Source organism: Burkholderia theae, assembly GCF_048565265.1.
GTDB classification, from domain to species: Bacteria; Pseudomonadota; Gammaproteobacteria; order Burkholderiales; family Burkholderiaceae; genus Burkholderia; species Burkholderia theae.
Genome location: NZ_CP183462.1, coordinates 2,170,291 through 2,196,420 on the forward strand (window position 1 = coordinate 2,170,291; position 26,130 = coordinate 2,196,420).

Below are 26,130 nucleotides of genomic sequence, written 5' to 3' on the forward strand. Positions count from 1 at the left end.
TCCATCGATCACATAACGACGAAGGGAAATCGAAACGATGACTGAATCCATCATTCCGGCTGGTGTGCCGGATACGATCGACGCGGTGGCCGGCCTGCGTGACGGCGATGCGGTGGCCGCGCTGCGTCGCGCACGCGACAAGGTACTGCTCCATACGCGGCTGAGCGAGGCCGCGCTGTTCGATCCCGCGTTGCCGGATCTTTCGCTGATCGAAAGACTGCATGCGGCGCGGTATGTCGCGTTGAAGTCGAACGCCGATGCATTGGCCTCGACATACCGCACGCGGCTGCTCGATGCGGGCGGCACCACCGAGGACATCGCACGCGCGGACACCGACGCATTCGACGCGCTTCCCCCACGCCTCGGCGCGATCCTCGTGCATGCGCGGCTGTTGGCACTGGCACCCGTCGATGCGCGCCCGTCCGATCTCGACGCGCTGAAATCGGCCGACCTCACGACGCCCGCGATCGTCGCGCTGTCGCAACTCGTTGCGTTCGTCGCGTACCAGTTGCGCGTCGGGGCTGCTGCGCGCGCGCTTCAGGCGCGCGCCGCCAAGGAGGCCGCATGACGACGACCACGCATGGCTTCACGTCCGACACGCTCGGCTGGCGCGCGTGGCTCGACACCGTATCGCTCGATGCCGCGACACCCGACCAGCTGACCGTGCTCGAAGCGAGCCACCCGCACGCGAAGACCTCCGACTATTACCTGCTGCTCGTCCACCTGCCCGAGATCCTGCGGCAGCGCTCGGGCGTGTTCAACGCGATCATGTACGGCCCCGGCGGGCTGTCGCGTGCCGAGCGCGAACTGGCCAGCACGGCTGTGTCCCGCGTGAACGGTTGCGTGTATTGCGCATCGGTGCACGCGCAGCGCTTCGCGCAGCTCGCGAAACGCACCGATGCGATCGAGCAGGTGTTCGACGATCCCGCGACGGCCGGCACGACGGCACGCGAACGCGCGATCGTACGCTACGCGATTGCACTGACCGAGCGGCCCGACACGGTCGACGCGGACGACATCGCCGCGCTTGAAGCCGAAGGGCTGACACACGAGGAAATCCTCGACCTGTCGCACGCGGTCGCGATCTTCGCGTGGGCGAACCGGTTGATGCTGACGCTGGGCGAGCCGGTTTTTCCTGAGCCGGCAATCGACGCCTGACATGGCGACGCACACCGGGCGGCATACGCTGCCCGGGCGTCGCCCGACACATCGATCATGCGATGCGTCGACGATGCAAAACGCGCGACCCTAACGAACATCGCGCGTACCACCGCGGAAGTCGCAGCAAAAAGCGGCGTCTGCTCCACTCAGCGCCAGCTTTCGACGTAATCCGCAACGAACCGCTCGAACGCGATCGGCGCCCGGCCGAGCAGCGCCTGCACGTCGGCGCTGACGGCCGCCGCCTGGCCGGCCGCGATCATCCGGTTCAGGCTCATCAGCACATCGATCGACCATGCGTCGGCACCCGCTGCGCGCATGGATTCGATCGCCGCATCGTCCGTCACCGGTACGTACTCGACCTTGCGCCCGAGCGCCGTGCCGATCCGTGCGGTCACATCGGCGCTCGACAGTGCTTCGCCGCCCGTCAGCTCGTAGATCCGTCCCGCATGATCGGCCGGGTGCCGCAGGATCGTCGCATCGACGGCGGCGATGTCGCGCACGTCGACGAACGACACCCTCCCGTCGCCCAGCGGCAGATACAGCGCGCCCCCGCGAATCATGCCCGCGTAGTACGTCACGAAGTTCTGCATGAAGCAGTTGGGCCGCGTGATCGTGTACGCGATACCCGACTCCATCACGAGCCGGTCGATCTCGCCTTGCACGCGACCGATCGCGATCGACGACGCGGCATCGGCACCCGCGCCCGACGAGCGGACGATATGCGTGACGCCGGCCGCCCTGGCCGCCGCAACGGCATTACCCGCCAGCGTCACCATGTCGGCCTGCAACGGCAGCAACAGGAACAGCGTGTCGACGCCCTGGAACGCACGCGTCAGGCTCGCGACATTGGCAAGATCCGCGCGACGCGTTTCGACGCCTTCGACCGCCCTGCCGCTGTTCGAGCTGGCGATCACGTGCGCGCCGGCCGCCTTCAGTTGCGCGACGAGTTCGCGCCCGATCGTCCCGGTCGCGCCGGTCACGAGAATGGTGTGGGACATGATGTGCCTCCTGATCGCAAATGGAATGCGCGCCGTAGTGCCGGACCGCGGAACACGACACGACCGGCTTCATCCTAGTCGCGCCCATTCATGCCGAATAGTCCATAATGCGTCGAATTAATTTCAACGCTTTCGATCGAATCGCCATGAACGATCTGCGCGTGCTGGAAAGCTTTCTCCGGACCGTGGAAGCCGGCAGCTTCTCAGCGGCGGCCAGCCGGCTGGGCGTTACGCCCGCGGCCGTCAGCAAGCATGTCGCGAAACTGGAGCGCAGCCTCGGCACGCGGCTGTTCCGCCGCACGACGCGCAGCCTCACGCTGACGGAGGCCGGCGAACGGCTGTACGCGGAAACGTCGGCGGCGGCCAGCGCGCTGAGCCAGGCGATGGCGACGCTCACCGAGCGCGACGCGCGTCCCGCCGGCACGCTGCGCATCAGCATCGCGCCGGGGTTCGGGCGCCAGTACGTGTTGCCGCTGATGCCGGCGTTTCTCGAACGTTATCCGGACCTCCGGCTCGACTGGAGCCTCGAGAACCGCCACGTCGATCTGGTGAGGGAAGGCTTCGACGCCGCGATCGGTTCGGGCGTCGAGGACAACGCGAACGTCGTCGCGCGCGAGCTGGTGCCGATCAGGTTGCTGACGGTCGCCTCCCCCGCGTACCTGGCGAAGCACGGCGAACCGGCGACGCTCGCCGACCTGTCGCGCCACGACTGCATCCGCTTGCGCTCCGCGACGACGGGCCGGATGCGCGACTGGGCATTCACGATGAATGGCGAAACGGTGACGGTCCCGATCGACGGGCGCGTCGTGCTGACCGATCTGGACGCCATCTGCGATGCGGCCGTGGCAGGCATGGGGCTCGCGCGGCTCGGCGCACATCATGTGCTGCCGCACCTGGACGAAGGCCGGCTCGTGCGCGTGCTCACGCGCTATCCGGCGATGGCCGGCACGATCTACGTGTACTACGCGCATGCGCGCCTCACGCCGCCGAAGGTGCGTGCGTTCGTCGAGTTTCTGACGGAGTCGTTTTCGCGCAGCGAGTGGCGGGCGCGCGTCGATACGTTCGGCTGACGGGGATCGACAGGCGGGTGGCTTCCTGCCGGGCTTCCCGACGCGGGCCGCCGCGCGTTACGCCTTGTGCGTCGACAGCAGAATGCTCGTCTCCGTACTCGCGATACCGTCGATCAGCCGGATCGCGCCGAGCACGCGATCGAAATGCTCGAGCGAATCGGCGTGCAATTCGGCGACGAGATCCCAGCGCCCGTTGGTGCTGTGGATCGACGCGACGTTCGGATGCCCGCGCAGCACCTTCACCATCTCGGCGCCGCGATTGCCCTGCACCGCGATCGACATCAGCGCGCGGATCCGGTGCCGCTCGGCCGCCGGCTTGAGCCGCACCGTGTAACCGACGATCACGCCGTTTTTCTCCAGCCGCGTCAGCCGGTTCTGCACGGTCGCACGCGCGACGCGCAATTCCTTCGCCAGCGCGACGACGGGCAGTCGCGCGTTGTCGCGCAGCAGTGCGATGAGCTGCCGGTCGACGTCGTCGAGCGTGATCATGAACGGGCTTCCTGTTGAGCGTGAGCCGGCCGCCAGCGTGCCGGAGACTACGCATTCCGGCCAGCGCGAATCTGACAAAGTGCCGGAATCGGCTGGCATTTTGCCAAGTCTATCGAGAAATCTGCCACTTTTGCTGTCTTTTTGTTGGCTCGACTCACGGAAATAATGACTCCATCGACCGGCCGAATAGGCCGCACTGCCGCTTTCAGCAAGCCCGCGCCCGTGCCGAAGCATCGCCCGGTCGACCGGAATGCCAGGACACCCGTACCGGCACAGATAATGGAGACAGACCGATGACTCGCTTCCTCGACGTTCCCGCCACCGCCCGACTGATCGCCAAGACCGGCGTCACGACGTTCCTGCGCGAACTCGTCGACACGCTGCGCGCCGATTACCTGCACTGGGCCGACTTCGACAAGTCGCCGCGCGTCGCCTGCCACTCGCGCGACGGCGTGATCGAACTGATGCCCGTCGCGAACGCGTCGCTGTTCGCGTTCAAGTATGTGAACGGCCACCCCGTCAACGCGGCACGCGGGATGCACACGGTGATGGCGTTCGGCGCGCTCGCCGAAGTCGATACCGGCTACCCGCTGCTGCTCGCGGAGCTCACGCTGACGACCGCGCTGCGCACGGCCGCGACGTCGGTGCTCGCCGCTCAGGCGCTGGCGCGGCCCGACTCGCGCACGATGGCGCTGATCGGCAACGGCGCGCAGAGCGAATTCCAGGCAATCGCGTTCCACACGCTGCTCGGCATCGACGAAATCCGCGTGTTCGACGTCGATCCGCTCGCAACCGACAAGCTCGTGCAGAACCTCGCCGCGTACCCTGAATTGCGCGTCGTGCGTGCCACGTCGACCGCCGACGCCGTGCGCGGCGCCGACATCGTGACGACCGTCACCGCCGACAAGGCCTACGCGACGATCGTCACGGCCGACATGATCGAGCCCGGCATGCATCTGAACGCGGTCGGCGGCGATTGCCCCGGCAAGACCGAACTCGAAGCGGGTGTGCTGCACGCGGGCCGCGTGTTCGTCGAATTCGAGCCGCAGTCGCGCATCGAGGGCGAGATCCAGCAGATGCCGGCCGATTTCCCCGTCACCGAACTGTGGCGCGTGCTGCAGGGCGAAACGACCGGCCGCGAACGCGCGGACGAGGTCACGGTGTTCGATTCGGTCGGCTTCGCGCTCGAGGATTACTCGGCGCTGCGCTATCTGTATGCGCTCGCGCAGCAGCACAACGCAGGCGTCGAGATCGCGCTGATTCCGCCGGCCGTCGACCCGAAGAACCTGTTCGCGCTGATCGACGACCCGGCCGCGATCGCGCAGGGTCACGCGACGTTCGTGACCGAAGCCGTCGCCGCGTTCGCGCGCTGACCGTCATCCCCGGGCGGCCCGTGCGCCGCCCGGCTCCCTGCCTCTCGCTCCTGTCTTCCATGAATCTCGTATCGATCCAGGCGCCGGCCGCCGTCGTGATGATCCGGCCGCATCGTTTCCTGCCGAACCCGCAGACCGCGGCCGACAACGCGTTCCAGCGCACGGCCGCGGGCGGCGCAGCCGACACGTCATCGGTGTCCGCCGCCGCACGCGACGAAGTCACGGCCGCCGCGCAGACGCTCGCCGATGCGGGTGTGCGCGTGCACGTGTTCGACGACCACGGCGAGCGCGACACGCCCGACTCGGTGTTCCCGAACAACTGGTTCTCGACGCATCCGGGCGGCCACGTCGCGCTGTATCCGATGCACAGCCCGAACCGCCGCCGCGAGCGGCGCGCGGATGTCATCGAGATGCTGAAAGCCGAATATCGCGTGCAGGACGTGATCGACTATTCGGGCCTCGAATATGACGATGTGTTCCTGGAAGGCACGGGCGCGATGGTGCTCGATCACGTCGCGCGCATCGCGTACACCGCGCGTTCGCGCCGCGCCGATCCGGTCGCGCTCGAACGCTTCTGCACGCACTTCAATTTCGAGCCGATCTGCTTCGATACGGCCGATGCCGACGGGCGCCCGATCTATCACACGAACGTGATGATGAGCGTCGCGACCGAGTTCGCGATGGTCGGCCTCGACCTGATCGCCGATCGCCGGCGCCGCGACGAAATCGCGCGCCGCCTGACCGAAACGGGTCGCACGGTGATCGCGCTCGATCAATCGCAGATCGCGAACTTCGCGGGCAATACGCTGGAATTGTCGGGCAAAGGTGGGCGCGTGCTCGCGCTGTCGCGGCGTGCGTTCGATTGCCTCACGGCCGATCAGCGCGCGACGATCGAACGCTCCGCGCGGCTGCTGCCGCTCGACGTGCCGACGATCGAACTGGCCGGCGGATCGGTGCGGTGCATGCTCGCGGGGATTCATCTCGCGCGGCGGGCAAGCACGCCGGACGTGATCGCCGTGGAATCGGCCACATCGCCACGCGAGACGACGCCGCAGGTCTGACCGGCAGGCCGGCAAAACGAAAACGGCTGCCGATGCGATGCAACGGCAGCCGTTTTCGTATTCGAAGGACATCGATGCGGCGACGCATCCAGGAATGCTCCGGTATCCGAACGATACCGGTGCCCGCCGCGCCGCTTAGGTGGTCAGCAGCTTCAACCCCGCCGGTAGCGTTTCGCCAAACACGCGCACCGTGTCGGCTTCGTCGAACGCGATCGCTTCGCGGACCATGTCGATCCATGCCGCCGACGCATTCGCAGCCGACAGACGCTTGATCACCGCGTCACGCATCTCGTCCGGCAGGTCGCGCGAACGGTCGCCGGTCATCCGCGCGATCTGCGCGGCCGCGAACGCGGCCGGCTCGACCTGCTTCCAGTCGAGCGCGAGCAGCGCGTCGAGCCAGCCATTGGCGACTTCCGCAGGCACGACACTGTGCGCGCTGCCGTAGAACGGCCGGCGCGCACCGATACGCCCGAGCGCCCATGCGCACAGCGCACGCTCGGCCGGCTTCTGCAATTGCGCGATCAGGCGCTCGGCCAGCTCGACCTTGCGCTCGACGGGCAGCCGTTCGAGCGATGCGGACAAGCGCGTCATGTCGGCCGGGCCGACCTTGCCCGGATCGAACGGCAGCTTGCGCCGCTTGTCGTCGGACGGTTCGAGGAACGCGATCGCGTCGCGCACCTGCGTCTGCGCGTCGTCGTCGAGGCCGCCGGCCACGCGCCGCCACAGCGTCCACCACTCGGACCACACCTGCGCGTCGTTCACGTATTGAATCCCGTCGTCGAACAGCGGCCACAGCTGCTCGATGCGCCATGCGTCAAGCGGATGGCCGAAGCCCGGGCGCAGGCAATAGCCGGCGAGATTCAGCCATGCACGCTCGTGATCGGCCGAGCGCCGGCGTCGCCGTGCACGCGCGAGCAACGCGTCGAACAGTTCGCGTGCGAGCGCAACGTCCCACTCTTCGCGCGCGCCGAGCACGTGTTCGAGTTGCGCGCGCAACCGGCGCGTGTCCTTCGGCGTGACGTCCGCGGCCTTGCTGCCGAACGAGCGCTCGATCAGCTCGAGGGCTTGATCGAGCCGCGGATGCCGGGCGAGCGCTGCGTCGCCGTCATGCGCCGGCGCGTCGCCGCGCAACTGGAATTCGAGCCGCCAGCGGCGCGCCGCGTCGTCGGTCGCGATGCAATGCATTTCGAGCGTGCCGACCTCGGTCAGCGACGCGGTGAGCTTCACCGGCGTTTCGCGCGCATCGCTGCCCGCCTGCCGGTCGACGACCGTCGCGATCGGCGGCAAGCGCACGAAATCGCCACCGTCGAGTTCGACGAGATCGCCGGGCCGGTACGCGGTCTCGGCCACCGTCGACACGAGGTGGAAGCGCACCGGCTGCCCGAGCTGCAGCGCGAAGGTACGATCCTCGAGCCGGATCTCGCGGCCCTCTTCCGCCCCGCGCGGCAGCAGGCAGACGCCGCGCGCGGCCGAATCGGCGGCGCCGTCGTCGAGCACGAGGAAATAACTGCGCGCGGAACCGCCGCCGATGCGCGGCGCATGCCCGGCGCGCGCGAGCCCGTAGGCCACCGCGCCGCGCGCGACCGCCACGTCCGGATGCGCGTTGTGCAGCACGTCGAGCGGCGCGCCGCGCCACGCGCCGAGCGTCTGCGCGAGACGGCCGGCGAGCGCGCCCGCGCGGAACACGCCGCCGTTGAGCAGCAGCGTGTCGGGCAGCGGGCCTTCCGCATGACGATTCAGGAACGCGGCGACGTGCCGCGTGACGGCCGGGTCGCTCGCATAAGGCAAGCCGAATTCGACGATCGCGGCCCGCGCGCGGCGCGGCAGTTCATCGGCCTCGACCTGCGGAAAGAAACCGTCGACGACGATCTGCTCGACTTCCTGCCGCGTCAGCTCGGCCGAGCGCGCGCCGCCGACGAGCTTGCTGCCCGCGCCGAGCAGCGTGACGGTGACGGACGCCGGCGCGTCGTCGCCGAGCAGCCGCTCCTTCGCCGCACGGCAGCGTTCGACGAGTTGCGACAGGCTCGCGGCCGACAGCCGCGTGCCGGGCTCGGTCAGCCGCGTCTCGACCAGGCGCGCGAGCGCGAGGTCCATGTTGTCGCCGCCGAGCATCAGGTGGTTGCCGACGCCGACGCGCGTGAAGGTCGGCTCGCCGTCATCGCCCGGCGCGACATCGACGAGCGTGAGATCGGTCGTGCCGCCGCCGACGTCGCAGATCAGCACGCGCCGCGCATCGGCGAACGTGTCGCGCAACGACTCGCGCTGCCCGTACAGCCAGTCGTAGAACGCGGCCTGCGGCTCTTCCAGCAGCCGCAGCGCGGGCAGCTTCGCGCGCCGCGCGGCTTCGACCGTCAACGCACGCGCGCCGTCGTCGAACGACGCGGGCACCGTCAGGATCACGTCCTGCTTCGCGAGCGGCGCATCGGGAAAACGGGCGTCCCACGCATCGCGCACGTGCGCGAGATAACTCGCGCTCGCGTCGACCGGCGACACCTTGTCGACGCCGTCGGCCGCGCCCCACGGCAGGATCGCCGCGAGCCGGTCGACCGACGCGTGCGACAGCCAGCTCTTCGCGCTCGACACGAGGCGGCCCGGCACCTGCGCGCCGAGCGTGCGCGCGTAACGGCCGATCACGGCCGGGGGCGCTTCAACCGCGTTTGCCTTCGCTTTAGCGTGCTCGCCACCCGCCCACGGCAACCGCAGCGCGTCCGGCGGCAGTTCGCCCGCCGCCGGGTGATAGCGCACCGACGGCAGCAGCGGCTGCGCGGCCACCGCACCGGGGCCGACCAGCTGCTCGACGTCGAACACGCGGATCGCGTCGGACCCGGCCTCGACGTATGCGACGACCGTATTGCTCGTGCCGAGGTCGATGCCGACCGTATAGCGCTTCATCGTGCTCAGGCGGCGCCGCGCACGTCGAACTCGACCTTCCAGCGCTCGTTGGTGCCGCTCGGGATCGCTTCAAGCTCGAGCGTGCCGGCTTCGGTCACGCGCGCATGCAGCTTCACCGGCACGATCTCGCCGACCGTGCGCCCTTCGGCGGGCAGCGTCGCCTGGATTTCCTCGAGCTCCTGCAGCTCTTCCGCCGACCAGTAGTCGAGCAGCGTGCCGACCTGGTCCTGGCGGCGCACCGACGAACCGAAGAAGCGGAACTGCACCGGTTCGCCGACGACGAGGCCGAACTCCTGCGGCGGCAACGCCGCGTCCGAGCCTTCCTCCATCCCGAACGGCGCGACGCACAGCGCCTGCACCGGCGGTTCGAGCCCCGGCACCGCCGGCATCGCCGATTCGATCGCGACGTAATACGCGCGCGCCGTGCCGCCGCGAATGCGCACGCCACGGCCGCGCTTCACGTAACCGTAATAAGCCGCGCCGCGCGCGACCGCGAGATCGAGATCCGCGCCTTCGAGCAGGCGCGCGGGCGGCGCGCCTTCGGCGGCGAGCCAGCTATTGAGCGTATCGAGCACGCGCTGCGTGAGCAGCGTCGACTTGAACACGCCGCCGTTGAACAGCACGGCCGTCGGATGCAGGAACGTCGCGCCCTGCGGCAGCGTGCGCTGCACGCCTTCGAGCGTGTCGAGCGCCGCGACCTGGCGGCCGAGGAACGCCGCGAGATGGCGCGTGATGCCCGCGTCCTGCGCATACGGCAGGCCAAGCTGCGTCAGGCCGACGCGCGCGCGGCTCACCGGGCGCGCGGCCGCATCGACCTGCGGGAAGAAGCCTTCGAGGATCGTCTGCGTGAGTTCCGCGCGCGTGAGCTCGGTGCGGATCGAACCGCCGATCAGCTTCGAGCCGCGGCTCGGCACGACGAGCGGCACCGCGTCGGTCGACGGGTCGGACAGCAGCGTTTCCTTCGCGGCGCGGCACGCGTACGTGAGTGCGCGCAGTTGCCACGGATCGGCCTGCGTGCCCTGCTGCGCGAGCTTGCGCGCGACGATGTGTGCCAGCGCGAGATCCATGTTGTCGCCGCCGAGCAGGATGTGCTCGCCGACCGCCACGCGATGCAGTTCGAGATTGCCGTCGCGCTCGACCACCGCGATCAGCGACAGGTCGGTCGTGCCGCCGCCGACGTCGACGCACAGGATCAGGTCGCCGACCTGCACCTGCTTGCGCCAGCCGCCCTGGCTCTTCTGGATCCAGCTGTAGAGCGCGGCCTGCGGCTCCTCGAGCAGCGTCATCCGCGAATAGCCGGCGGCGCGTGCGGCCTCGGCGGTCAGTTCGCGCGCGGCCGGATCGAACGACGCGGGGATCGTGACCGTCACGTCCTGGTCGGCGAACGGCGCGTCGGGATGCGCGTGGTCCCACGCTTCGCGCAGGTGCGTCAGGTAGCGGATCGAGCCTTCCAGCGGCGACACGCGCGCGACCTCGGGCGGCGCATCGCTCGGCAGGATCGCCGCGCGGCGGTCGACGCCCGCGTGGCACAGCCAGCTTTTCGCGCTCGACACGAGGCGGATCGGCGTGCCCGCGCCGCGGGTGCGCGCCATCTCGCCGACTGCAAATGCGCGCGATGCCGTCCACGGCAACGTCAGGTCGCCCTGCGTCAGTTCGCTTTCATGCGGCAGATAGAGGAACGACGGCAGCAGGTCGCGCGATTCCAGCGCGCCGGGCGCGGTGAGCTGCGCGATCGGCAGCACCTGCTGCGTGATCTTTTCGCCGTCGCTCGCGGCGCTGTCGACATACGACAGCGCGCAATGGGTCGTACCGAGGTCGATACCGATCGAATAGCGCGGATCGCTCACAGTTCCACCTCCGCCGGTGCGACCACCGATGCGTCGTGGCTGCCCGTCAGCTTCGGCAGGCGCACGTCGGCCACGCGCCAGCCGCGATGGCTGACGGTGCCCGTGAACGGCGCCGAGCCGACCACGTTGCCCGTCACGCGCACGGCCGTCGCGTCGAAGCCGGCCGGCAGCGTCACGCGGCTGCCTTCGGCTTCATCGCGCACCGGCACGATCGTGAAGTGTTCGCGCAACGCGGCGCGGCAGCCGTCATGCACGAGGCGTGCGGCCGCGCCGATCTCGGCGTCCGCGTAGCCGGCGATGTCTTCCTCGACGAAGTCGATGAAGCGCGCATCGCGCTGCAGCAGGCCGAGCAGTTGCAGCGCGGCCTGCGGGCTCGCTTCGCGCAGCTCGGGCGCCGGCGCCTTCACGGGCGCGGGTGCCACGGGCGCCGCGGCCGGTGCCGGCGCGACCGGTACCGGGGCGCCGTCGCGCACGCGCAGCACGCCGGCCGCGAACTCGCGGTTGCCGAGCACGGAGAAGAACGTGCCGACGGCAAGCGACAGCCGGCCGAAGAAGGACAGGTTGGATTCGGGCATGGGGTCTGGACTCCTGTGGGCTCGCGTCACGGCGAGCGATCTTGCCTGGGCGCCCGGCGGCGGCGTGCGCGATGCGCACTGGCGCCGCCCGGCGCGTGATTCGGTCGCGCCCTCGCGGGTGCGGAAAACCCGTATTTTGCCCTGTGGCGGGCGAACCGGGCAGAAGTTGGGGGACAGAACATCGCAGCGCAGCGGTTTCGGCCGCGGCGGATCGTACCGGATTGCACGTCAGGTGCGATCGATCGCGATGCTGCGGCGCGTCAGCGCGTATAGCCCCGCAGCGCGGCCTTCGTTTCGAAATCGCGCGACAGCATGCCGAGCGTGACTTCGCCGAAGCGCGCCAGCAGCGACGCTTCGGCGTCCTTAAGCGTGGCCGACAGATGCGCGTTGACCGCCTGTTCGACCAGGCATTCGGGCTCGTCCTCGGGCACCAGATCGGAAAACAGCGGCGGTGCGCCCACCGCGCGATAGACGTCGAGCAGCGTGATGTCGTCGAGCGCGACGCTCAGCACCCAGCCGCCGCCATGCCCTTTCTCCGACTGCACGTAACCGCAGTCGCGCAAGCCGCCCAGCAGGCGCCGCACGACGACCGGATTCGTGCACAGCATCGTCGCGATCGCCTCCGACGTCAGCGGGCCGTCGGCCTGGTCCATGTGGATCAGCGCATGCAGCATGCGCGACAAACGGCTGTCGGTTCTCACGGGCGGGCCTCCCCTCTCTCGGAACTTCTGAAGTTGCATGAATGATACCATCGCCCTATCATGCAACTTCACGTGTTTCATGAGTTGGCCGCCAGCGGGACACGTCGTCATCCACGCACATTCAGGAAAGGAGTTGGTGCATGCATACCCATCATGAAGTGATCGTGATCGGCGGCAGCTTTGCGGGGCTGTCGGCCGCGATGCAGCTTGCGCGGGCGCGACGCCGCGTGCTCGTGATCGACGCCGGCCGGCCGCGCAATCGCTTTGCCGAGCACGCGCACGGTTTTTTCGGGCAGGACGGCAAGCCGCCCGCGCAGATCGTTGCCGAGGCCGCCGCGCAGCTTGCCGCGTATCCGACCGTGCAGCGGATCGAAGGCGAGGTGCGCACGGCCGAGCGCGATGCGGACGGCCGCTTCCACGTGACGCTGTCGGACGGCAGCCGCGCGAGTGCCGACCGACTGATACTCGCGACCGGCATCCGCGACGAACTGCCCGTGCTGCCGGGGCTCGCGGAACGCTGGGGCATCAGCGTGCTGCACTGTCCGTATTGCCATGGCTTCGAGGTGAGCGGCCGGCAGCTCGGCGTGCTGGCCGCGCATCCGCTGTCGGTGCATCAGGCGATCCTGATTCCGGACTGGGGCCCGACGACGTGGTTCACGCAGGGCGTGGTCGACGCGAATGAAGAAGAAGCCGCGTTGCTCGACGCGCGCGGCGTGCGCATCGAGCACTCGCCGGTCGTCGAGATCCTCGGCGATGCGCCGCGGATCGACGCGTTGCGGCTCGCCGACGAGCAGATCGTGCCGATCGATGCGCTGTTCGTCGGCGCGCGCACGGTGATGGCCAGCGATCTCGCGCAACAGCTCGGCTGTGCGTTCGACGAAGGGCCGCTCGGTGCGGTCGTCCGGGTCGACGCGATGAAGCAGACGAGTGTCACGGGCGTATTTGTGGCCGGCGACGCGTCGACGCCGATGACCAACGCGACGTTCGCGTCGGCATCGGGGGTCGCGGCCGGTGTGGGGGTGCACCGGTCGCTGATTTTCGGGCTGCACGCGTAAGCGCAAGGAGGCGTGCAGCCGGCTGTCACGCGGCGCGCGGCGCGGCGTCCACCGCCGGTTGCACGCCCGCCTCCGTGCTGCAATCCTCCAGCGAGATCCGCCGCGTTTCGCGGCCGTTCAGCCACCACAGGCCGGCCGCGAGCGGCCCCGGCAACGCGAGCACCAGCAGCACGATCAGCGCGGCCGACGGCGAGCCGGACATCGCATAGACGTTGGTCAGCATCAGCGGCGCGATCACCGCGCCGAGCCGGCCGATCGCGACCGACACGCCGAGCCCCGTCGCGCGAATCCGCGTCGGCAGGATCTCGGACGACACCACATAACCCGAGATGTACGCCCACGTGACGCCGAACTGGATCAGGCAATAACCGAGCACCATGCCGGGCAGCGCGTGCATCGCGTAGATGAACACGATCGCCGCGACGGTGAACGAGTAGCTCACGAACAGCGACGCGCGCCGCCCCCACGCCTCGACGAGCACCGCCGCGACGATGCCGCCCGCGAGCGCCGCGGCGTTGCCGATCATGTAGTAGATCGGCATGTCGGTCGACGGTACCTTCATGTACGGCAGGATCACGAGCGCCATCAGCGACAACACGCCGTACACGACCGCCGCCTGCGAGAAGTTCAGCGCACCGGCCAGCGCGCAGCGCGCGCGATACGCGCCGAACAGTTCGCCGACGTTGCGCCAGAATGCCGGCGCCTGGTGCGCGAAACGGGTCGGTGCATAACGTTTCGTCAGTTGCGCGCGCTCGGCCTGCGCACGCGGATCGCGCGCCGCACTCGCGACGATCTGCTCGACGATCGCATCGGCTTCCGCCACGCGCCCCTGCTGGATCAGCCAGCGCGGCGATTCCGGAATCACGCGGCGAATCCAGAAGAACACCAGCGCCATCGTCGTGCCGAGGCCGAAGCCCACGCGCCATGCCCACTCGGCCGGCAACTGGTTCAGCACCAGATACGACACCGCCGCCGACAGCAGCGCGCCGACCGGAAAGCCCGACAGGATCAGCGCGTCGGTGCGGCCGCGATGGCGCTTCGGAATGAATTCGCCCATCGTCGCGGTCACCGCCGAATACTCGCCGCCGACGGCCAGCGCCGTCATCGCGCGGAAGAACAGGAACGAATCGTAGTTCCACGACAGCACGGTCGCGACGCTGAAGAACGCATACCAGAGCAGCGTCGCGAGAAACAGGCGCTTGCGGCCGTAACGATCGGCGAGATAACCGAACGCAATCGCGCCGACGAGCATCCCGAACACCCAGATGCTGACCGCGAGCGAGCCCTGCGCGGCGCTCAGGTGCCAGTGCGACTTGAGCACGCCGAACACGCTGCCGATGATGTTGGTTTCGAACGAGTCGAGCGCCCAGCCGACGCCGAGCGCGACCAGCATCAGCGTGTGGAAGCGGGTCCACGGCAGGTTATCGAGACGCGCGAGCGCGTCCGTTTCGATCGGGTGAGACGGTTTCATGATGGAAGGTTCCTCGTCAGTGAAGCGCCAGCCCGGGCTGTTCCGGGCTGAAGTCGAGATGCGGAAAGCGCGCGCGCGTGCCGATGAAGTTGCGGCCGCGTGCGCCGTCGAATGCGTGGTCCACGATCCGCGCCCATTCGTGCGCGCCGATCCCGTACGCGGCCGGGTGGCTCGCGACGCCGAGCGAGTCGAGCAGCGCCTCGAGCTGCGCGGGCGCCGACGCCGTGTCGCCGAAGATGTCGCGCAACGCGGCGTCGCATGCGGGGTCGACGCCTAGCGCCGCCCGCATCACGGCCGGCAGGCAGAACGAGCACGCGATCCCGTGCGCGACGCCGCGCGTCAGCGTGATCGCATAGGAGATGTTGTGCGCGAGCGCCGTATGCGTGTTCGAGAACGCGAGCCCCGCGCGCAACGCGCCGAGCGCCATATCGCAACGCGCATCGAGATCGTCGGGATGCGCGTTCACGCGGCCGAGGCCGTCGATCAGTTCGCGCGCCGCCTGCACGGCCAGGCCGCGCGTCACGGGGTTCGCATGGATGTTCCAGATGCTTTCGAGCGCGTGCGACAACGCATCGAGGCCGCTCGCGAGCGTCGGCTGCATCGGCAGGCCGACCATCAGGCGCGGATCGACGATCACCGTTTCCGGATAGAGATCCGGCCGCGACAGCGACAGCTTGCGCGCGTTGTGCGGATCCCAGACGGTCGCCCAGTGCGTCACTTCGCTGCCGGTGCCGGCCGTGGTCGGGATCGCGACGATCGGCAATGCGGTCCGCGCCGCGTCGCTGTCGCCAGCGTCGCGCGCGTCGCCGGACAGGATGCGCAGCACGCGATCGAAATCGCCGTGCTCGGCGGCGAGCACTTTCGCGGAATCGATCACCGAGCCGCCGCCGAGCGCGATCAGCAAGTCCGGCTTGTCGCGCAGCGCGGCGAGCTGCCCGCACGCGCGCCGCAGCATTGGCAGCGACGGGTTCGCCTCGACGCAGTCGATCCGCGTGAGCGCCGGCCCGAGCTGCGCTTCGAGACGGTCGGCGATCCGCGCGAACACCGCGTCGGGATAGGTGACGATCGCGTAACTGCGTCCGGCGAGCGCGTCGATCACGTCCGCCAGCGCGTCGACGCCGAAGCGGATCCGCACGGGATTGTGGAAGCGCCAGTCGCTCATGCCGCCGCTCCCGCCGCCAGCGCGGCTTCGATCCGGTCGATCACCGGCGGCAGATCGGCGATGCCGTCGATCACGAAATGCGCGCCCGCCTGCAGCAGCGTGCGGCGCGCCTGCGCGGCGCGCTCGTCGCGTTCGGCGGCATCGAGCGCGTGCCATTCCGCCTGCGACAGCCCGACCTCGTTGCCGGTGACGGCGACGCCGACCGTCCACATGCCCGCGGCCAGCCCCGCCTGCAGGCCGGTCGGGCTGTCGTCGACGACAACGCAGCCCTGCACGTGCGCGGCGCCGAGCGCGAGCGCGTTCGCCAGACACATGTCGGGCCACGGCCGGCCGCGCGCGACGTCGCTGACGGTGCAACAGAAGTCCGGCGTGTAACCGTGCGCGGCCGCGACCGGCGCGAGATGCTGCATCACTTCGCGCGGATAGCCGGTCGTGCTGCCGATCGCGATCCCGCGTGCGCGCAGCGCGGCGATCGTGTCGAGCGCACCGGGGATCAGGTCGCTGTAGCGCGACACGTTGAGTGCATCGACGCGCAGGAACGCGGCGTACAGCGCATCGACGTCGCGCGCCGACGACGCGCGGCCGAAGCGTGCGGCCCAGCGCGCCTGCAGCGGTGCCATCGCGAGCATCCTCTCCAGATGCTCGCGCTTGGCCGCGCCCATCGGCGCACGCGCCTCGGCGACGGAAACCGGCACGCCCGCATCCGAGAACACCTGGCGGAACGCCGCGACCGGCGCGATGCAGCCGAAGTCGAGCACGGTGCCGGCCCAGTCGAAGATGACGGTCGTCACGGGGCCGCGCCAGCCGCGTTGCGCAACGGGGGGCGCGACATCATCAGTATGACGAATCATGCCGGAAGGCCAATCTGCAGCGGAATTCATGCTCGCACCTGAATGGAGTGGGGGTGAGCAGCAGGTTAGGCATGCGCGATGACGTGTTCGTGATCGAAAATCCCGGTCATCGACTATGGATCGACCGAAATTTTCGATCGATCGCCGCGGCGGGCCGGCATACCACCGCCCGCCTTCACGCGTCGAGCGGCCGGCACCGCGCGACCGCGTCGAAAAACGACGCGACCAGCCGGCTGTCGCGCCGCTCGCTCAGGCAACACACGTGGATATGCGTTTCGACCGGATCGCCGTCGATGCGCAGCGGCCGCAGCCGCTCGTCGGGCACGTATTCGGCCTTCGACACCGTGCCGACGCCAAGCCCGCGCGCAACGGCCTCGCGCAGCGCCTCGCGGCTGCCGATGTCCATCGCGATACGCGGCACGAGCCCGGCCGACGCCATCGCGTCTTCGAGCGCGCGGCGCGTGGTCGAACCGGGTTCGCGCATCAGCAGCGGCTCGCCGGCCAGTTCGTTCAGCGTGATCGCGCCGCGTTTCGCGAACGGATGGGTCGAGCGGACGAACGCGATCACCGGAAAACTCGCGTAGCGCTGCGTGAAGTAGCGCGCGTCCTCGAACGCGCGGGCCACCACGCCGACGTCGCACACGTACTGGTCGAGATCGCGCAGCACGGTTTCCGAATTGCCGAGCGCGACCGACAGGTGCATGTGCGGATGCAGCGCGTGATACGCCTCGATCATCTCGGTCACGTGGAACGGGCCGACCGCGCCGATCTTCAGCGAGCCCCGCTGCAATGCGCCGCTGTCGCGCAGCAGCGCGGCGGCGTCGGTCTCGTCGCTGCAGATGCGGCGCGCGATCGGCAGGAACTCGAGACCAACCGCCGAGAGTTCGACGCGCCGGCCGCGCCGATGGAACAGCTCGACGCCGTGTTCCTGTTCGAGGGTCTGGATCTGCGACGTGATCGTCGTCTGGCTGGTGGACAGCGCCCGCGCGGCCGCGGTGAAGCCGCCGTGCTGCACGACGGCGATGAAGCTGCGAAGCTGGGTCAGGGTCATGACGGTCGGTCGAACGATCAATCGGGAATTTCGTGCCAAATGCCGGATGGCATCGGGAAATTCAATGTATCGGGCGAATGTGACAGGCGCGTTCCCGGCCCGTCGCCGGCACGCCGCGACCGCGCGGCGATGGATTCGTTGCGTGATGTGCGGTTTAATGCCCGGCAACGCCAGCATTAAGGAACATGAAATGCTCGATCTCGATGACCTGCGACTCGTTCGCGCGATCGGCACGTCGCGCTCGTTGGCTTCCGCTGCCCGGTTGCTCGATCTCACACCGCCCGCGGTCACGATTCGCCTGCAGCGGATGGAAGCGCGCTTGAACGCGCGGCTCGCCGTGCGGCAGCCGAAAGGGATTACGCTGACCGACGAAGGGCAACGGCTTTACCAGGAAGCCGTCGACATTCTCGAGCGCGTGGAAGCGCTGCCGGTCAACATCGCAGGCGACCACGGCGACGTGCAGGGCACGCTGCGCGTCGTCGCCCCGCTCGGCTTCGGGCGCAAGTACGTCGCCCGGATCGTGCGCGACGTGCAGCGCGCGCATCCGAAGCTGGAAATCTCGCTCCACCTGTCGGAGAGCCCGTTGACCAGCGCGTCGGGGGCCGACGTGGTCGTCCACGTCGGCATCCTCAAATCTTCTTCGTGGATCGGGTATCCGCTCGCGCCCAACGAGCGCTTCCTGTGCGCGAGCCCCGCTTACGCACGTCGCATCACGGCCCTGGATCATCCGTCCGACCTGGCCCGATACGACTGCCTGTGCCTGCGCGAGAACGACGAGGACATCCCGCGCTGGCGCTTCTCGCCGAGCGGCGACGCCAAAGGCGAGCCGCGACGCGCCACGGTGATCCGCGTCACCGGCGCGCTGTCTTCCAACGACGGCACCGTCATCACGGATTGGGCGCTGGCCGGGCTCGGGATCGTCGAGCGTTCCGAGTGGGACGTCGCCCCGCTGCTGGCGAACGGCAAGCTCGTGCGGTTGCTGCCCGGCTGGAACCTGCCGCCCGCGCCGGTGACGGCGCTGCTGCCGTCGCGCACCGGCCGCTCCGCGCGACAACGCGTTTTTCTCGAAGCCGCGACACGGTTTCTCAGCCCGCCGCCGTGGCGCGGCAAACCATGAGCCGCACCACGGCCCGCGCGATTCAGCCGATTAAACAGCATTTAATGACGGATTAGGTGTGCGTTAAACACGGCGCGCGGCGACGGCCCTACAGTGTTTGCATCGGCAACCCTCCGAGGCAACGCAGCGTGAACATTCAAACCCTCAACACCCCGGCCGCATTGATCGATGCCAGCCGCATGCGTCGCAACATCGACCGCATGCAGGCGCATCTGGACGCACTCGGCGTCCGGTTCCGGCCGCACGTCAAGACCACCAAATGCCGGCACGTGGTCGACGCGCAGATCGCGGCGGGCGCGCGGGGCATCACGGTGTCGACGCTCAAGGAAGCCGAACAGTTCTTCGCGGGCGGCATCCGCGACATCGTCTACGCGGTCGGCATGGTGCCCGCCAAGCTGGGCCAGGCGCTGGCGCTGCGCCGGCAGGGCTGCGACCTGAAGATCGTCGCCGACAGCCTGCAGGCCGCACACGCCATCGCGGCATTCGGCCGCGAGCACGGCGAGCGCTTCGAGGTGTGGATCGAGGTCGACGTCGACGGCCACCGCTCTGGCGTCCCGCCCGAGGCCGACCTGCTGATCGACGTCGGCCGCGCACTGGTCGACGGCGGGATGACGCTCGGCGGGGTGCTGGCCCACGCGGGCTCCAGCTACGAATACGACACGCCAGAAGCGCTGGCGGCGATCGCCGAACAGGAGCGCAGCCGCACCGTGCGCGCCGCGGAGCGCCTGCGGGCCGCCGGATTGCCCTGCCCGGTCGTCAGTATCGGTTCGACGCCCACCGCCCTCGCGGCTGAACGCCTCGACGGCGTCACCGAGGTTCGCGCCGGCGTGTACGTGATGTTCGACCTCGTGATGCACAACATCGGCGTGTGCGAACTGTCCGATATCGCGCTGTCGGTGCTGACCACCGTGATCGGACACCAGGAAGAGAAAGGCTGGGCGATCGTCGACGCGGGCTGGATGGCGATGAGCCGCGACCGCGGCACGCAGCGCCTGGGCCGCGATTTCGGCTACGGGCAGGTCTGCACCGAAGACGGCGACGTGCTCGGCGACTACGTCGTGAGCGCCGCCAACCAGGAGCACGGCATCGTGTCGCGCGCGGACTTGCCCGACGCGGGCATCGCGCAGCGGTTTCCGATCGGCACCCGCCTGCGCATCCTGCCGAATCACGCATGCGCGACCGGCGCGCAACACCCCGAATATCAGGCGATCGGCGAAGACGGCGTCGTCCACGCATGGCCGCGCTTCTACGGGTGGTGAACGGCACTGCGCATTCGCGTCATCCGCCCAGACATTGACTATTTGTCTAAATCTGGACACACTTTAAACCTTCTCGAATCGCCCTGCTCCGGAAAAACTCGCCCGACATGCCGACAGACGCCCGACTCCTTCTTCTCGACCGCGATGCCGTCGGGCCCGCCCTTCAGGCCGAGCAAGTGCTGGCAGCGGTTCGCGAAGCCTTTGTGCTGCACAGCCAGAGGGCCGGACGCGTGTTCCCGGTGGTCCGCGAGAAGCTGCATACGGGCGGCGTGTTCGGCATCAAGTCGGGCGACGTCGCGAGCCAGGATCTCCTCGGCTTCAAGGCGGCCGGATTCTGGCCCGGCAACCGCGGCCTCGGCGGCGAGCCGCATCAGGCAACCGTCGCGCTGTTCGATCCGGCCACGGGCCGCCCGCTGTGCATCATGGACGGCAACGCGATCACCACCGCGCGAACCGGCGCCGCAGGTGGCCTTGGGCTGCAACTGCTGGCCCGCCCCGACAGCACGCGGCTCTGCGTGTTCGGCACCGGCGTGCAGGCGCGCGTCCAGCTCGACTACGCGCTCCGGCTGCTGCCGCAACGTTGCACGGTGCAGTACGTGAACGTCGGCGGCGAGCCGGATCCGCTCTTCGAATCGGCTTTCCGGGAACGATGTACGATCCGCGTGGCGCGCGACCGTAACGACGCTGTGGCCGATAGCGATGTCGTCATCACGGCCACGCCCGGCGGTGGCGCATTGTTCGACGCGGACGCGGTTCAGCCGGGCACCCACCTGACCTGCGTGGGCGCCGACACGGCAGGCAAGCGCGAACTGCCGGCCGGCGTGCTGGAACGCGCGCGCATTTTCGTCGACGATCACGAGCAGGCGCGCAGCATCGGCGAATGCCAGTGGGCGCCGGACTTGCCGCGCACGGAAATCGGCGACCTGCTCGCCGGAACGATGTCGATCAGCCGCGCGCCGAACGAGATCACCGTATTCGACATGACCGGGCTCGCGCTGCAGGACCTGACCGTCGCGCGCTTCCTGTACGCGCAGGCTTGCGAAAACGGCACCGGAATCTCCATTCCGTGGCCCTGGTAAACGACTTCCTCCCCTTCAACCGCATGCGTCTCGCCAAAGTATCCGCCCTCTCGTTCGACCTGGACGACACCCTGTGGCCGTTCGGTCCATCTGTCGCACGCGCCGAAGCGATGCTTCGCGCGTGGCTGATCGAGCATGCGCCCGATACCGCGAGCATCCTGCCCACGCAGCAGACGATGAGCGAGTTACGTGAGGAATACGAACGTTCTCGCCCGGACCTCGCCAACGACTTTCGCGCGCTGAGACTCGGATCGATCCGGCTTGCGCTGGCGCGCGCGAACACGGATGTCGCGCTGGCCGACCCTGCGTACGAAGTCTTCTATGCGGCGCGCAACCGGGTCGAGTTCTACGACGACGCGTTGCCGGCACTGGCGTGGTTGAGCGCCCGGTTTCCGTTGATTGCGGTGACCAACGGCAACGCGGATCTCCGGCTGACCGGCGGCGGCGAATTCTTTCGGGAAACGCTCAGCGCGCGTGCGTTCGGGATCGCGAAGCCGGAACCCGAAATCTTCCATGCGGCGGCGCAGGCGCTGAGTGTGAGTCCGGCGGAATTGCTGCACGTCGGGGACGACTACCACCTCGATATCGTCGGTGCTTTGAATGCGGGGCTTCAGGCGGCCTGGGTCGTGCGCGACCCTCAGCCGGAAGTGGCGCGCGAGACGCAGCATCCCGCATCGGCGCACCTCACCCTGAGCGACCTGTCGATGCTGTGTCGCGCGCTCGGCGGGCCCGACAAACTGCCGTGACCGCAGGCAAGCGGAATGGCGCGGCCGATCATGCCGTCCAGCACGATCGACCGCCCTTCGTCACGCCGCCTTGCGCGCCTCCGCGATCCGCTGCGGTGCCTTGGGCCGTGCATACAGCCGTTCAAGATACGCACGCAGTTGCGGGAACGGTTCGATCAGGTGGCATTCGCTGGCCCAGTCGATCAGGTAGGCCGTCACGCAATCGGCCACCGTCAGCGTGTCGCCGACGATGAATTCGCGCCCTTCGAGATGCTTGTCGAGGATCACGGCCATCGTCGCGAAATCCTCGCGCGCCAGTTCGATGTCGGCTGGCGAGCGCTTCTCCGGCGGATAGAGGAACGTGTGCCGCGTGATCCGCCACAGCGGCTGCTCGAGCTCCGTCACCGCGAACATGACCCACCGATACACCTGCGCACGCACCGCCGGATCGACCGGCAGCAACGCCTTCTCCGGGTACTTGTCCGCGAGATACAGCACGATCGCGGCCGACTCGGGAATCACGCGGTCGCCGTCCACCAGCACCGGCACCTTGCCGGCCGGATTGATGCGCAGGAATTCCGGCCGCTTGTGCTCGCCCGCGAGCAGGTTGACCGACACGAACTCGAAATCCGCATCCAGTTCCTTCAGCCCCCACAGCGCGCGTTGCGAGCGGGTGCCGGCGAATCCGTAAAGCTTCATCGCAAATCTCCATCCAGAAATGTCGGGAAAATGTCCGCAAGCCGGCCACGGCGCGTCGACCCATCAACGCATCAACGCGACGCGGCGGCCGCGATCGTTCACGCGCCGGGAATCGCCAGCACCGGCATCACGTCGATCGACTCGCCCGGGAAAATCGTGAAATGCGGATGGCCTTCGAACAGCGCGGCCGCCGCCTCGTGTGACGCCGCCCGCACGACGGTGAAGCCGCTCAACGCATTGGACGTGTCCCGGATGCCGCCGGCATCGATGGTCTTGGTCTTGCCGAGCGGCCCGCCCATCTCGACGATCGCATCCTGATGACGGTCGACCCACGCATGCCACGCGGCCATACCGTCCCGCTCGCGCGCGTGCCGCTCCTGCTCCGGGAGCGCGACCCACGCCTGCATCGCCGGGCTGTCCTTGCTGCCGAGGAATACGGCGAGATACAACTGCTGTTGAGCACTCATGCTTTCTCCTCCGGTGACGGGCGCGACGGGCTGCCGCGCCTCGACCTTGACAACATAGGTTGATATCAACACAATTGCAACATGGCACGAAAAGAAAAGCTCCCTTTCGAAACGACGCTGATGGTGCGCGATTGCTGCCTGTGCCTGCACATGCAGCGCGCGGCGCGCAACCTTGCGCGCATCTTCGACGATGTACTGCGTCCGCTGGATCTCACCAACGGGCAGTTTTCGCTGCTGATGTCGTTGAACCGGCCGCAACCGGCTCCGATGAAATCGGTCGCGTCGCTGCTCGCGATGGACCGCACCACGCTGACGGCCGCGCTCAAGCCGCTCGAGCGGCGCGGGCTCGTGACGATCATGCAGGACCCGGACGACGGGCGCAGCCGCCTGCTCGAACTGACGCCGGCCGGCCATGACCTGCTGGCCGAGGCGTTTCCGCTGTGGCAGCAGACCCATGCCGAGATCGAACGGCAATTCGCGCCGGGAGAAGTCGATCTGTTGCGCGGCCAGTTGCGCGCGCTGTCGGTGGAGCCGGCGGCACAGCGCTGAGCGTCGGCGCGCCGACGCCCGGCGCAAGGTTCAGATCTGCGCGCGCCCGCCGTCGACGAACAACTCGACGCCGGTGATGTAGCTCGCGTCGTCGGAGGCCAGGAACGACACGGCCTTCGCGATCTCGTCCGGCTCGCCGACGCGCCCGAGCGGCGTCGTTTCGGCAACCTCCTTGCTGTACGCGTCGATCTGCTCGTCGCTCATCCCGAGTTCCGACTTGTAGCCGGGCGTGACGATGACGCCCGGCGACACGACGTTGACGCGAATCCCGCGCCCCTTGAGATCGGACGACCAGGTCCGCGCGAACGACCGCAGCGCCGCCTTCGTCGCGGCATAGATGCCGAACGCCGGAATCCCCTGCATGGACGCGATCGATCCCGTCACCACGATCGCGCTTCCGGCCGGCATCAGCGGCAGCGCACCCTGGACGGTCAGGAGCGTCCCTTTCGCGTTGATGCCGAAGTATTTGTCGAACTGCGCTTCGGTAATGTCACCGAGCGGCGTGAACTCGCCGCCGCCCGCATTGGCGAACAGGATGTCGATCCTGCCGTGCGTCGCCGAGATGCGGGCCATGACCCTCGCGACATCCTCCACCGACGCGATGTCGCCCTGGATTGCCTGTGCGCCATGGCCGATCTCCCGAATGGCGGCGTCCAGTGCCGACTGGCGCCGCCCGGTCACGAATACCGTCGCGCCTTCGTGCGCCAGGCGCCTGGCCGTCGCGAGCCCGATACCCGTGCTGCCGCCGGTGACCAGCGCCACCTTGCCGGCATGTTTCGTCGCGTGAATGTTGATGTAAGGCGTGGTGTTCATTTTCAGGTGCTCCTTCAAGGTCGTTGATCACACGCTGAAGACTAATGAACACGAATCGACCATAAAAGGCGGCCCGGTGGATTCTTTATTCACGCCTGTGCACAATGACGGGCAATGAACGTATTCGAGGTGGGCAATGGATCATCTGCAGGCCATCCGGATCTTCGCGCGGGTCGTTGAGACGGGGGGCTTCGGCCGCGCCGCGCTGTCGCTGGACATGCCGAACGCGACGGTCAGCAAGTGGATCAAGTCGCTCGAAACCCATCTCGGCGTGAAGCTGCTGGAGCGCAGCACCCGGAGCGTCAGCGTCACGACCGACGGCGCCGCGTACTACGAGCGCATCCGCCCGCTGCTGACCGAACTCGACGACATCGAGGCGACGCTCGGCCGCGCGCAGGCCAGCCCGCGCGGCACGCTTCGCATCGACGCGGGCGGATCGACCGCCAGCGGCATCCTCGTTCCGAACCTCCCGGCATTCCGCACGCGCTTTCCCGACATCCGGCTGCAACTCGGCGTGACCGACCGCACCGTCGATCTCATCGCCGAAAACATCGACTGCGGCATTCGCAGCTCGGCCGACGATCCCGCGCTGATCGCGCGGCAGATCGGCTCGCTCGCGTGGACGACCTGCGCGAGTCCCGACTATCTCGCGCGGCACGGCACGCCCGCGCACCCGCACGACATCGTCGAACGACAGATGCCGGTTGTCGGTTATTTTTCCGCGAGCACGGGCGTCGTGCAGCCGCTGCGGTTCCGTCGCGCGGACGAAACGATCGCGCTGGAACGCCCGCGCAACGACGTGCTCGTCAGCGAAAGCAATGCCCATCTCGCGACCGCGCTGCATGGCCTCGGTATCGTGCATACGATGGACTTCATGGTGCGGCCGTTCATCGAGCGCAAGCAGCTCGTGCCGATCCTCGCCGACTGGCGGCCCGATCCGATGCCCGTGTATGCCGTGTATCCGCCCAGCCGACGGTACAGCACCAAGGTCAGGGTATTCGTCGACTGGGTGTCGACACTCTTCGGGACGATGTGACGCCTCGCTTACTTCCTGCCCTTCTTCGGCAGCAGCAGTTGCGCGAATTCCTGCAGGAAGTGCACGGGCCCGTGCGCATGCAGCGCCTGCCCGCTGCTCAGCGCGCCGTCGATGACCGTCGCGAGCCGCAGCGCGAAGGTTTCCGGTTCGTCGATTCGCATCGCGCTCGCCAGTTCGGTCAGCCGGCGCCGTAGCTCCTGCTTGTGCGCGACGGCGACCTTGCGGGCCGGATGGTTACCGTCCGCGTATTCGGCGGCGATGTTGATCTGCGGGCAGCCGCGATAGCCGGGCCGCGCAATGCGCTCGCCGATCCATTGCAGCTGCGCGTCCAGCTCCTCGCGCGGCGTGCGCCGGTATTGCCCGGCCACCGCGTCCCAGTGCGCCCAGAAATCCGCGTCCTCGCGCAGCAGGAACGCCTCGATCAGGTCGTCCTTCGTCGTGAAGTGGCGATAGAGGCTCGTCTTCGCGACGCCCGCCTGCGCGACGATCAGGTCCACGCCGACCGCGCGCGTGCCTTCCCGATAGAACAGCTCGCTGGCCGTTTGCAGAATGCGCTCGCGCGTATCGAGCGCGCCCCCGTGTGTATCCGTTCCCTTTTTCATCCAAGCTCGGCCGCCAACGGCCGCCCG

The 26,130-nt window shown here is 68.5% G+C and carries 26 protein-coding genes; 12 read left to right on the forward strand and 14 right to left on the reverse strand.

What is annotated here, in order from left to right; genetic code table 11:
• Positions 1-37: 37 nt before the first annotated feature.
• On the forward strand, positions 38-568 hold the full coding sequence (locus ACN22W_RS27235) for a CMD domain-containing protein (protein WP_419687852.1): 531 nt from the start codon (positions 38-40) through the stop codon (positions 566-568).
• Positions 565-1,158: a peroxidase-related enzyme gene (locus ACN22W_RS27240; RefSeq protein ID WP_412025207.1), complete on the forward strand. Its 594-nt coding sequence runs from the start codon at positions 565-567 to the stop codon at positions 1,156-1,158. The genes ACN22W_RS27235 and ACN22W_RS27240 overlap by 4 nt, the downstream gene beginning before the upstream one ends.
• A 149-nt stretch (positions 1,159-1,307) precedes the next feature.
• Here ACN22W_RS27240 and ACN22W_RS27245 read toward each other — a convergent pair whose 3' ends face one another.
• A complete protein-coding gene (locus tag ACN22W_RS27245; protein WP_419687853.1) occupies positions 1,308-2,159 on the reverse strand; it encodes an SDR family oxidoreductase in 852 nt (283 codons plus the stop codon).
• 146 nt (positions 2,160-2,305) lie between these two features.
• On the opposite strand from ACN22W_RS27245, the gene ACN22W_RS27250 reads away from it, so the two are divergent.
• Complete coding sequence (locus ACN22W_RS27250) at positions 2,306-3,229, forward strand: LysR family transcriptional regulator (protein ID WP_419687854.1); 924 nt, start codon at positions 2,306-2,308, stop codon at positions 3,227-3,229.
• A 57-nt stretch (positions 3,230-3,286) separates the two neighbouring features.
• Here ACN22W_RS27250 and ACN22W_RS27255 read toward each other — a convergent pair whose 3' ends face one another.
• A complete protein-coding gene (locus ACN22W_RS27255; protein ID WP_048248212.1) occupies positions 3,287-3,718 on the reverse strand; it encodes an Lrp/AsnC family transcriptional regulator in 432 nt (143 codons plus the stop codon).
• Between the two features lie 293 nt (positions 3,719-4,011).
• On the opposite strand from ACN22W_RS27255, the gene ACN22W_RS27260 reads away from it, so the two are divergent.
• Together ACN22W_RS27260 and ctlX are read left to right on the forward strand one after the other, a co-directional pair.
• Positions 4,012-5,091, forward strand: coding sequence for an ornithine cyclodeaminase (locus ACN22W_RS27260; RefSeq protein ID WP_419687855.1), 1,080 nt, complete (start codon positions 4,012-4,014; stop codon positions 5,089-5,091).
• A gap of 59 nt (positions 5,092-5,150) precedes the next feature.
• On the forward strand, positions 5,151-6,152 hold the full coding sequence (gene ctlX / locus ACN22W_RS27265) for a citrulline utilization hydrolase CtlX (RefSeq protein WP_419687856.1): 1,002 nt from the start codon (positions 5,151-5,153) through the stop codon (positions 6,150-6,152).
• A 135-nt stretch (positions 6,153-6,287) separates the two neighbouring features.
• Here ctlX and ACN22W_RS27270 read toward each other — a convergent pair whose 3' ends face one another.
• The 4 genes from ACN22W_RS27270 to ACN22W_RS27285 all read right to left on the reverse strand — a co-directional run bounded on the left by ACN22W_RS27270 (position 6,288) and on the right by ACN22W_RS27285 (position 12,167).
• Positions 6,288-9,044, reverse strand: a complete 2,757-nt coding sequence (locus ACN22W_RS27270) for an Hsp70 family protein (RefSeq protein ID WP_419687857.1) — start codon at positions 9,042-9,044, stop codon at positions 6,288-6,290.
• Positions 9,045-9,049: 5 nt separating this feature from the next.
• Positions 9,050-10,891 carry an Hsp70 family protein gene (locus ACN22W_RS27275; protein ID WP_419687858.1) on the reverse strand — a complete coding sequence of 614 codons (1,842 nt, stop codon included), beginning with the start codon at positions 10,889-10,891 and terminating at the stop codon, positions 9,050-9,052.
• Complete coding sequence (locus tag ACN22W_RS27280) at positions 10,888-11,466, reverse strand: DUF2760 domain-containing protein (RefSeq protein ID WP_419687859.1); 579 nt, start codon at positions 11,464-11,466, stop codon at positions 10,888-10,890. The genes ACN22W_RS27275 and ACN22W_RS27280 overlap by 4 nt, the downstream gene beginning before the upstream one ends.
• 260 nt (positions 11,467-11,726) lie before the next feature.
• The gene (locus ACN22W_RS27285) at positions 11,727-12,167 is read right to left on the reverse strand and encodes an Rrf2 family transcriptional regulator (protein WP_048248218.1); all 441 of its coding nucleotides are present in this window, start codon (positions 12,165-12,167) and stop codon (positions 11,727-11,729) included.
• Between the two features lie 140 nt (positions 12,168-12,307).
• Here ACN22W_RS27285 and ACN22W_RS27290 point away from each other — a divergent pair, with 140 nt between their 5' ends.
• Entirely contained in the window at positions 12,308-13,222 is a 915-nt protein-coding gene (locus ACN22W_RS27290) for an NAD(P)/FAD-dependent oxidoreductase (protein WP_419687860.1), read from the forward strand.
• A gap of 25 nt (positions 13,223-13,247) precedes the next feature.
• On the opposite strand, the gene ACN22W_RS27295 is transcribed toward ACN22W_RS27290, so the two are convergent.
• From ACN22W_RS27295 to ACN22W_RS27310, 4 genes are all read right to left on the reverse strand, one after another.
• Positions 13,248-14,693, reverse strand: a complete 1,446-nt coding sequence (locus ACN22W_RS27295) for an MFS transporter (protein ID WP_419687861.1) — start codon at positions 14,691-14,693, stop codon at positions 13,248-13,250.
• 16 nt (positions 14,694-14,709) lie between these two features.
• Entirely contained in the window at positions 14,710-15,855 is a 1,146-nt protein-coding gene (gene psrA, locus ACN22W_RS27300) for an iron-containing alcohol dehydrogenase PsrA (protein WP_419687862.1), read from the reverse strand.
• On the reverse strand, positions 15,852-16,646 hold the full coding sequence (gene phnX, locus ACN22W_RS27305) for a phosphonoacetaldehyde hydrolase (RefSeq protein ID WP_419687863.1): 795 nt from the start codon (positions 16,644-16,646) through the stop codon (positions 15,852-15,854). The genes psrA and phnX overlap by 4 nt, the downstream gene beginning before the upstream one ends.
• Positions 16,647-16,881: 235 nt before the next feature.
• On the reverse strand, positions 16,882-17,757 hold the full coding sequence (locus tag ACN22W_RS27310; RefSeq protein ID WP_412025218.1) for a LysR substrate-binding domain-containing protein: 876 nt from the start codon (positions 17,755-17,757) through the stop codon (positions 16,882-16,884).
• Positions 17,758-17,947: 190 nt separating this feature from the next.
• Between ACN22W_RS27310 and ACN22W_RS27315 the strand changes: the two genes are divergently transcribed.
• From ACN22W_RS27315 to ACN22W_RS27330, 4 genes are all read left to right on the forward strand, one after another.
• On the forward strand, positions 17,948-18,874 hold the full coding sequence (locus ACN22W_RS27315) for a LysR family transcriptional regulator (protein WP_419687864.1): 927 nt from the start codon (positions 17,948-17,950) through the stop codon (positions 18,872-18,874).
• 128 nt (positions 18,875-19,002) lie between these two features.
• Positions 19,003-20,133 carry a DSD1 family PLP-dependent enzyme gene (locus tag ACN22W_RS27320; protein WP_419687865.1) on the forward strand — a complete coding sequence of 377 codons (1,131 nt, stop codon included), beginning with the start codon at positions 19,003-19,005 and terminating at the stop codon, positions 20,131-20,133.
• Between the two features lie 107 nt (positions 20,134-20,240).
• Positions 20,241-21,212, forward strand: a complete 972-nt coding sequence (locus ACN22W_RS27325) for an ornithine cyclodeaminase family protein (RefSeq protein WP_419687866.1) — start codon at positions 20,241-20,243, stop codon at positions 21,210-21,212.
• A gap of 23 nt (positions 21,213-21,235) precedes the next feature.
• Positions 21,236-21,958, forward strand: a complete 723-nt coding sequence (locus ACN22W_RS27330; RefSeq protein ID WP_419689839.1) for an HAD family hydrolase — start codon at positions 21,236-21,238, stop codon at positions 21,956-21,958.
• 60 nt (positions 21,959-22,018) lie between these two features.
• On the opposite strand, the gene ACN22W_RS27335 is transcribed toward ACN22W_RS27330, so the two are convergent.
• Positions 22,019-22,636, reverse strand: coding sequence for a glutathione S-transferase family protein (locus tag ACN22W_RS27335; RefSeq protein WP_193101273.1), 618 nt, complete (start codon positions 22,634-22,636; stop codon positions 22,019-22,021).
• Positions 22,637-22,734: 98 nt separating this feature from the next.
• Positions 22,735-23,103, reverse strand: a complete 369-nt coding sequence (locus ACN22W_RS27340) for a hypothetical protein (RefSeq protein ID WP_412025222.1) — start codon at positions 23,101-23,103, stop codon at positions 22,735-22,737.
• 81 nt (positions 23,104-23,184) lie between these two features.
• Here ACN22W_RS27340 and ACN22W_RS27345 point away from each other — a divergent pair, with 81 nt between their 5' ends.
• On the forward strand, positions 23,185-23,652 hold the full coding sequence (locus ACN22W_RS27345; protein WP_419687867.1) for a MarR family winged helix-turn-helix transcriptional regulator: 468 nt from the start codon (positions 23,185-23,187) through the stop codon (positions 23,650-23,652).
• A 30-nt stretch (positions 23,653-23,682) separates the two neighbouring features.
• On the opposite strand, the gene ACN22W_RS27350 is transcribed toward ACN22W_RS27345, so the two are convergent.
• A complete protein-coding gene (locus ACN22W_RS27350) occupies positions 23,683-24,465 on the reverse strand; it encodes an SDR family oxidoreductase (protein WP_419687868.1) in 783 nt (260 codons plus the stop codon).
• Between the two features lie 136 nt (positions 24,466-24,601).
• Here ACN22W_RS27350 and ACN22W_RS27355 point away from each other — a divergent pair, with 136 nt between their 5' ends.
• Positions 24,602-25,501 (forward strand): LysR substrate-binding domain-containing protein, encoded by a 900-nt coding sequence (locus ACN22W_RS27355; protein ID WP_419687869.1) that lies wholly within the window; start codon positions 24,602-24,604, stop codon positions 25,499-25,501.
• An 8-nt stretch (positions 25,502-25,509) separates the two neighbouring features.
• Here ACN22W_RS27355 and ACN22W_RS27360 read toward each other — a convergent pair whose 3' ends face one another.
• Positions 25,510-26,103 carry a TetR/AcrR family transcriptional regulator gene (locus ACN22W_RS27360; RefSeq protein WP_419687870.1) on the reverse strand — a complete coding sequence of 198 codons (594 nt, stop codon included), beginning with the start codon at positions 26,101-26,103 and terminating at the stop codon, positions 25,510-25,512.
• Positions 26,104-26,130 lie beyond the last annotated feature (27 nt).

Excerpts from the sequence above, each read along its gene's own strand:
- ACN22W_RS27260 (WP_419687855.1), top strand. The coding sequence starts at position 4,012 with ATGACTCGCTTCCTCGACGTTCCCGCCACCGCCCGACTGATCGCCAAG.
- ACN22W_RS27270 (WP_419687857.1), bottom strand. The coding sequence starts at position 9,044 with ATGAAGCGCTATACGGTCGGCATCGACCTCGGCACGAGCAATACGGTC.
- ACN22W_RS27280 (WP_419687859.1), bottom strand. The coding sequence starts at position 11,466 with ATGCCCGAATCCAACCTGTCCTTCTTCGGCCGGCTGTCGCTTGCCGTC.
- ACN22W_RS27325 (WP_419687866.1), top strand. The coding sequence starts at position 20,241 with ATGCCGACAGACGCCCGACTCCTTCTTCTCGACCGCGATGCCGTCGGG.
- ACN22W_RS27340 (WP_412025222.1), bottom strand. The coding sequence starts at position 23,103 with ATGAGTGCTCAACAGCAGTTGTATCTCGCCGTATTCCTCGGCAGCAAG.
- ACN22W_RS27350 (WP_419687868.1), bottom strand. The coding sequence starts at position 24,465 with ATGAACACCACGCCTTACATCAACATTCACGCGACGAAACATGCCGGC.
- ACN22W_RS27360 (WP_419687870.1), bottom strand. The coding sequence starts at position 26,103 with ATGAAAAAGGGAACGGATACACACGGGGGCGCGCTCGATACGCGCGAG.
- ACN22W_RS27235 (WP_419687852.1), top strand. The coding sequence starts at position 38 with ATGACTGAATCCATCATTCCGGCTGGTGTGCCGGATACGATCGACGCG.
- ctlX (WP_419687856.1), top strand. The coding sequence starts at position 5,151 with ATGAATCTCGTATCGATCCAGGCGCCGGCCGCCGTCGTGATGATCCGG.
- ACN22W_RS27250 (WP_419687854.1), top strand. The coding sequence starts at position 2,306 with ATGAACGATCTGCGCGTGCTGGAAAGCTTTCTCCGGACCGTGGAAGCC.
- ACN22W_RS27290 (WP_419687860.1), top strand. The coding sequence starts at position 12,308 with ATGCATACCCATCATGAAGTGATCGTGATCGGCGGCAGCTTTGCGGGG.
- ACN22W_RS27240 (WP_412025207.1), top strand. The coding sequence starts at position 565 with ATGACGACGACCACGCATGGCTTCACGTCCGACACGCTCGGCTGGCGC.
- ACN22W_RS27335 (WP_193101273.1), bottom strand. The coding sequence starts at position 22,636 with ATGAAGCTTTACGGATTCGCCGGCACCCGCTCGCAACGCGCGCTGTGG.
- ACN22W_RS27315 (WP_419687864.1), top strand. The coding sequence starts at position 17,948 with ATGCTCGATCTCGATGACCTGCGACTCGTTCGCGCGATCGGCACGTCG.
- ACN22W_RS27295 (WP_419687861.1), bottom strand. The coding sequence starts at position 14,693 with ATGAAACCGTCTCACCCGATCGAAACGGACGCGCTCGCGCGTCTCGAT.
- ACN22W_RS27310 (WP_412025218.1), bottom strand. The coding sequence starts at position 17,757 with ATGACCCTGACCCAGCTTCGCAGCTTCATCGCCGTCGTGCAGCACGGC.
- ACN22W_RS27245 (WP_419687853.1), bottom strand. The coding sequence starts at position 2,159 with ATGTCCCACACCATTCTCGTGACCGGCGCGACCGGGACGATCGGGCGC.
- psrA (WP_419687862.1), bottom strand. The coding sequence starts at position 15,855 with ATGAGCGACTGGCGCTTCCACAATCCCGTGCGGATCCGCTTCGGCGTC.
- ACN22W_RS27355 (WP_419687869.1), top strand. The coding sequence starts at position 24,602 with ATGGATCATCTGCAGGCCATCCGGATCTTCGCGCGGGTCGTTGAGACG.
- ACN22W_RS27330 (WP_419689839.1), top strand. The coding sequence starts at position 21,236 with ATGCGTCTCGCCAAAGTATCCGCCCTCTCGTTCGACCTGGACGACACC.
- ACN22W_RS27345 (WP_419687867.1), top strand. The coding sequence starts at position 23,185 with ATGGCACGAAAAGAAAAGCTCCCTTTCGAAACGACGCTGATGGTGCGC.
- ACN22W_RS27255 (WP_048248212.1), bottom strand. The coding sequence starts at position 3,718 with ATGATCACGCTCGACGACGTCGACCGGCAGCTCATCGCACTGCTGCGC.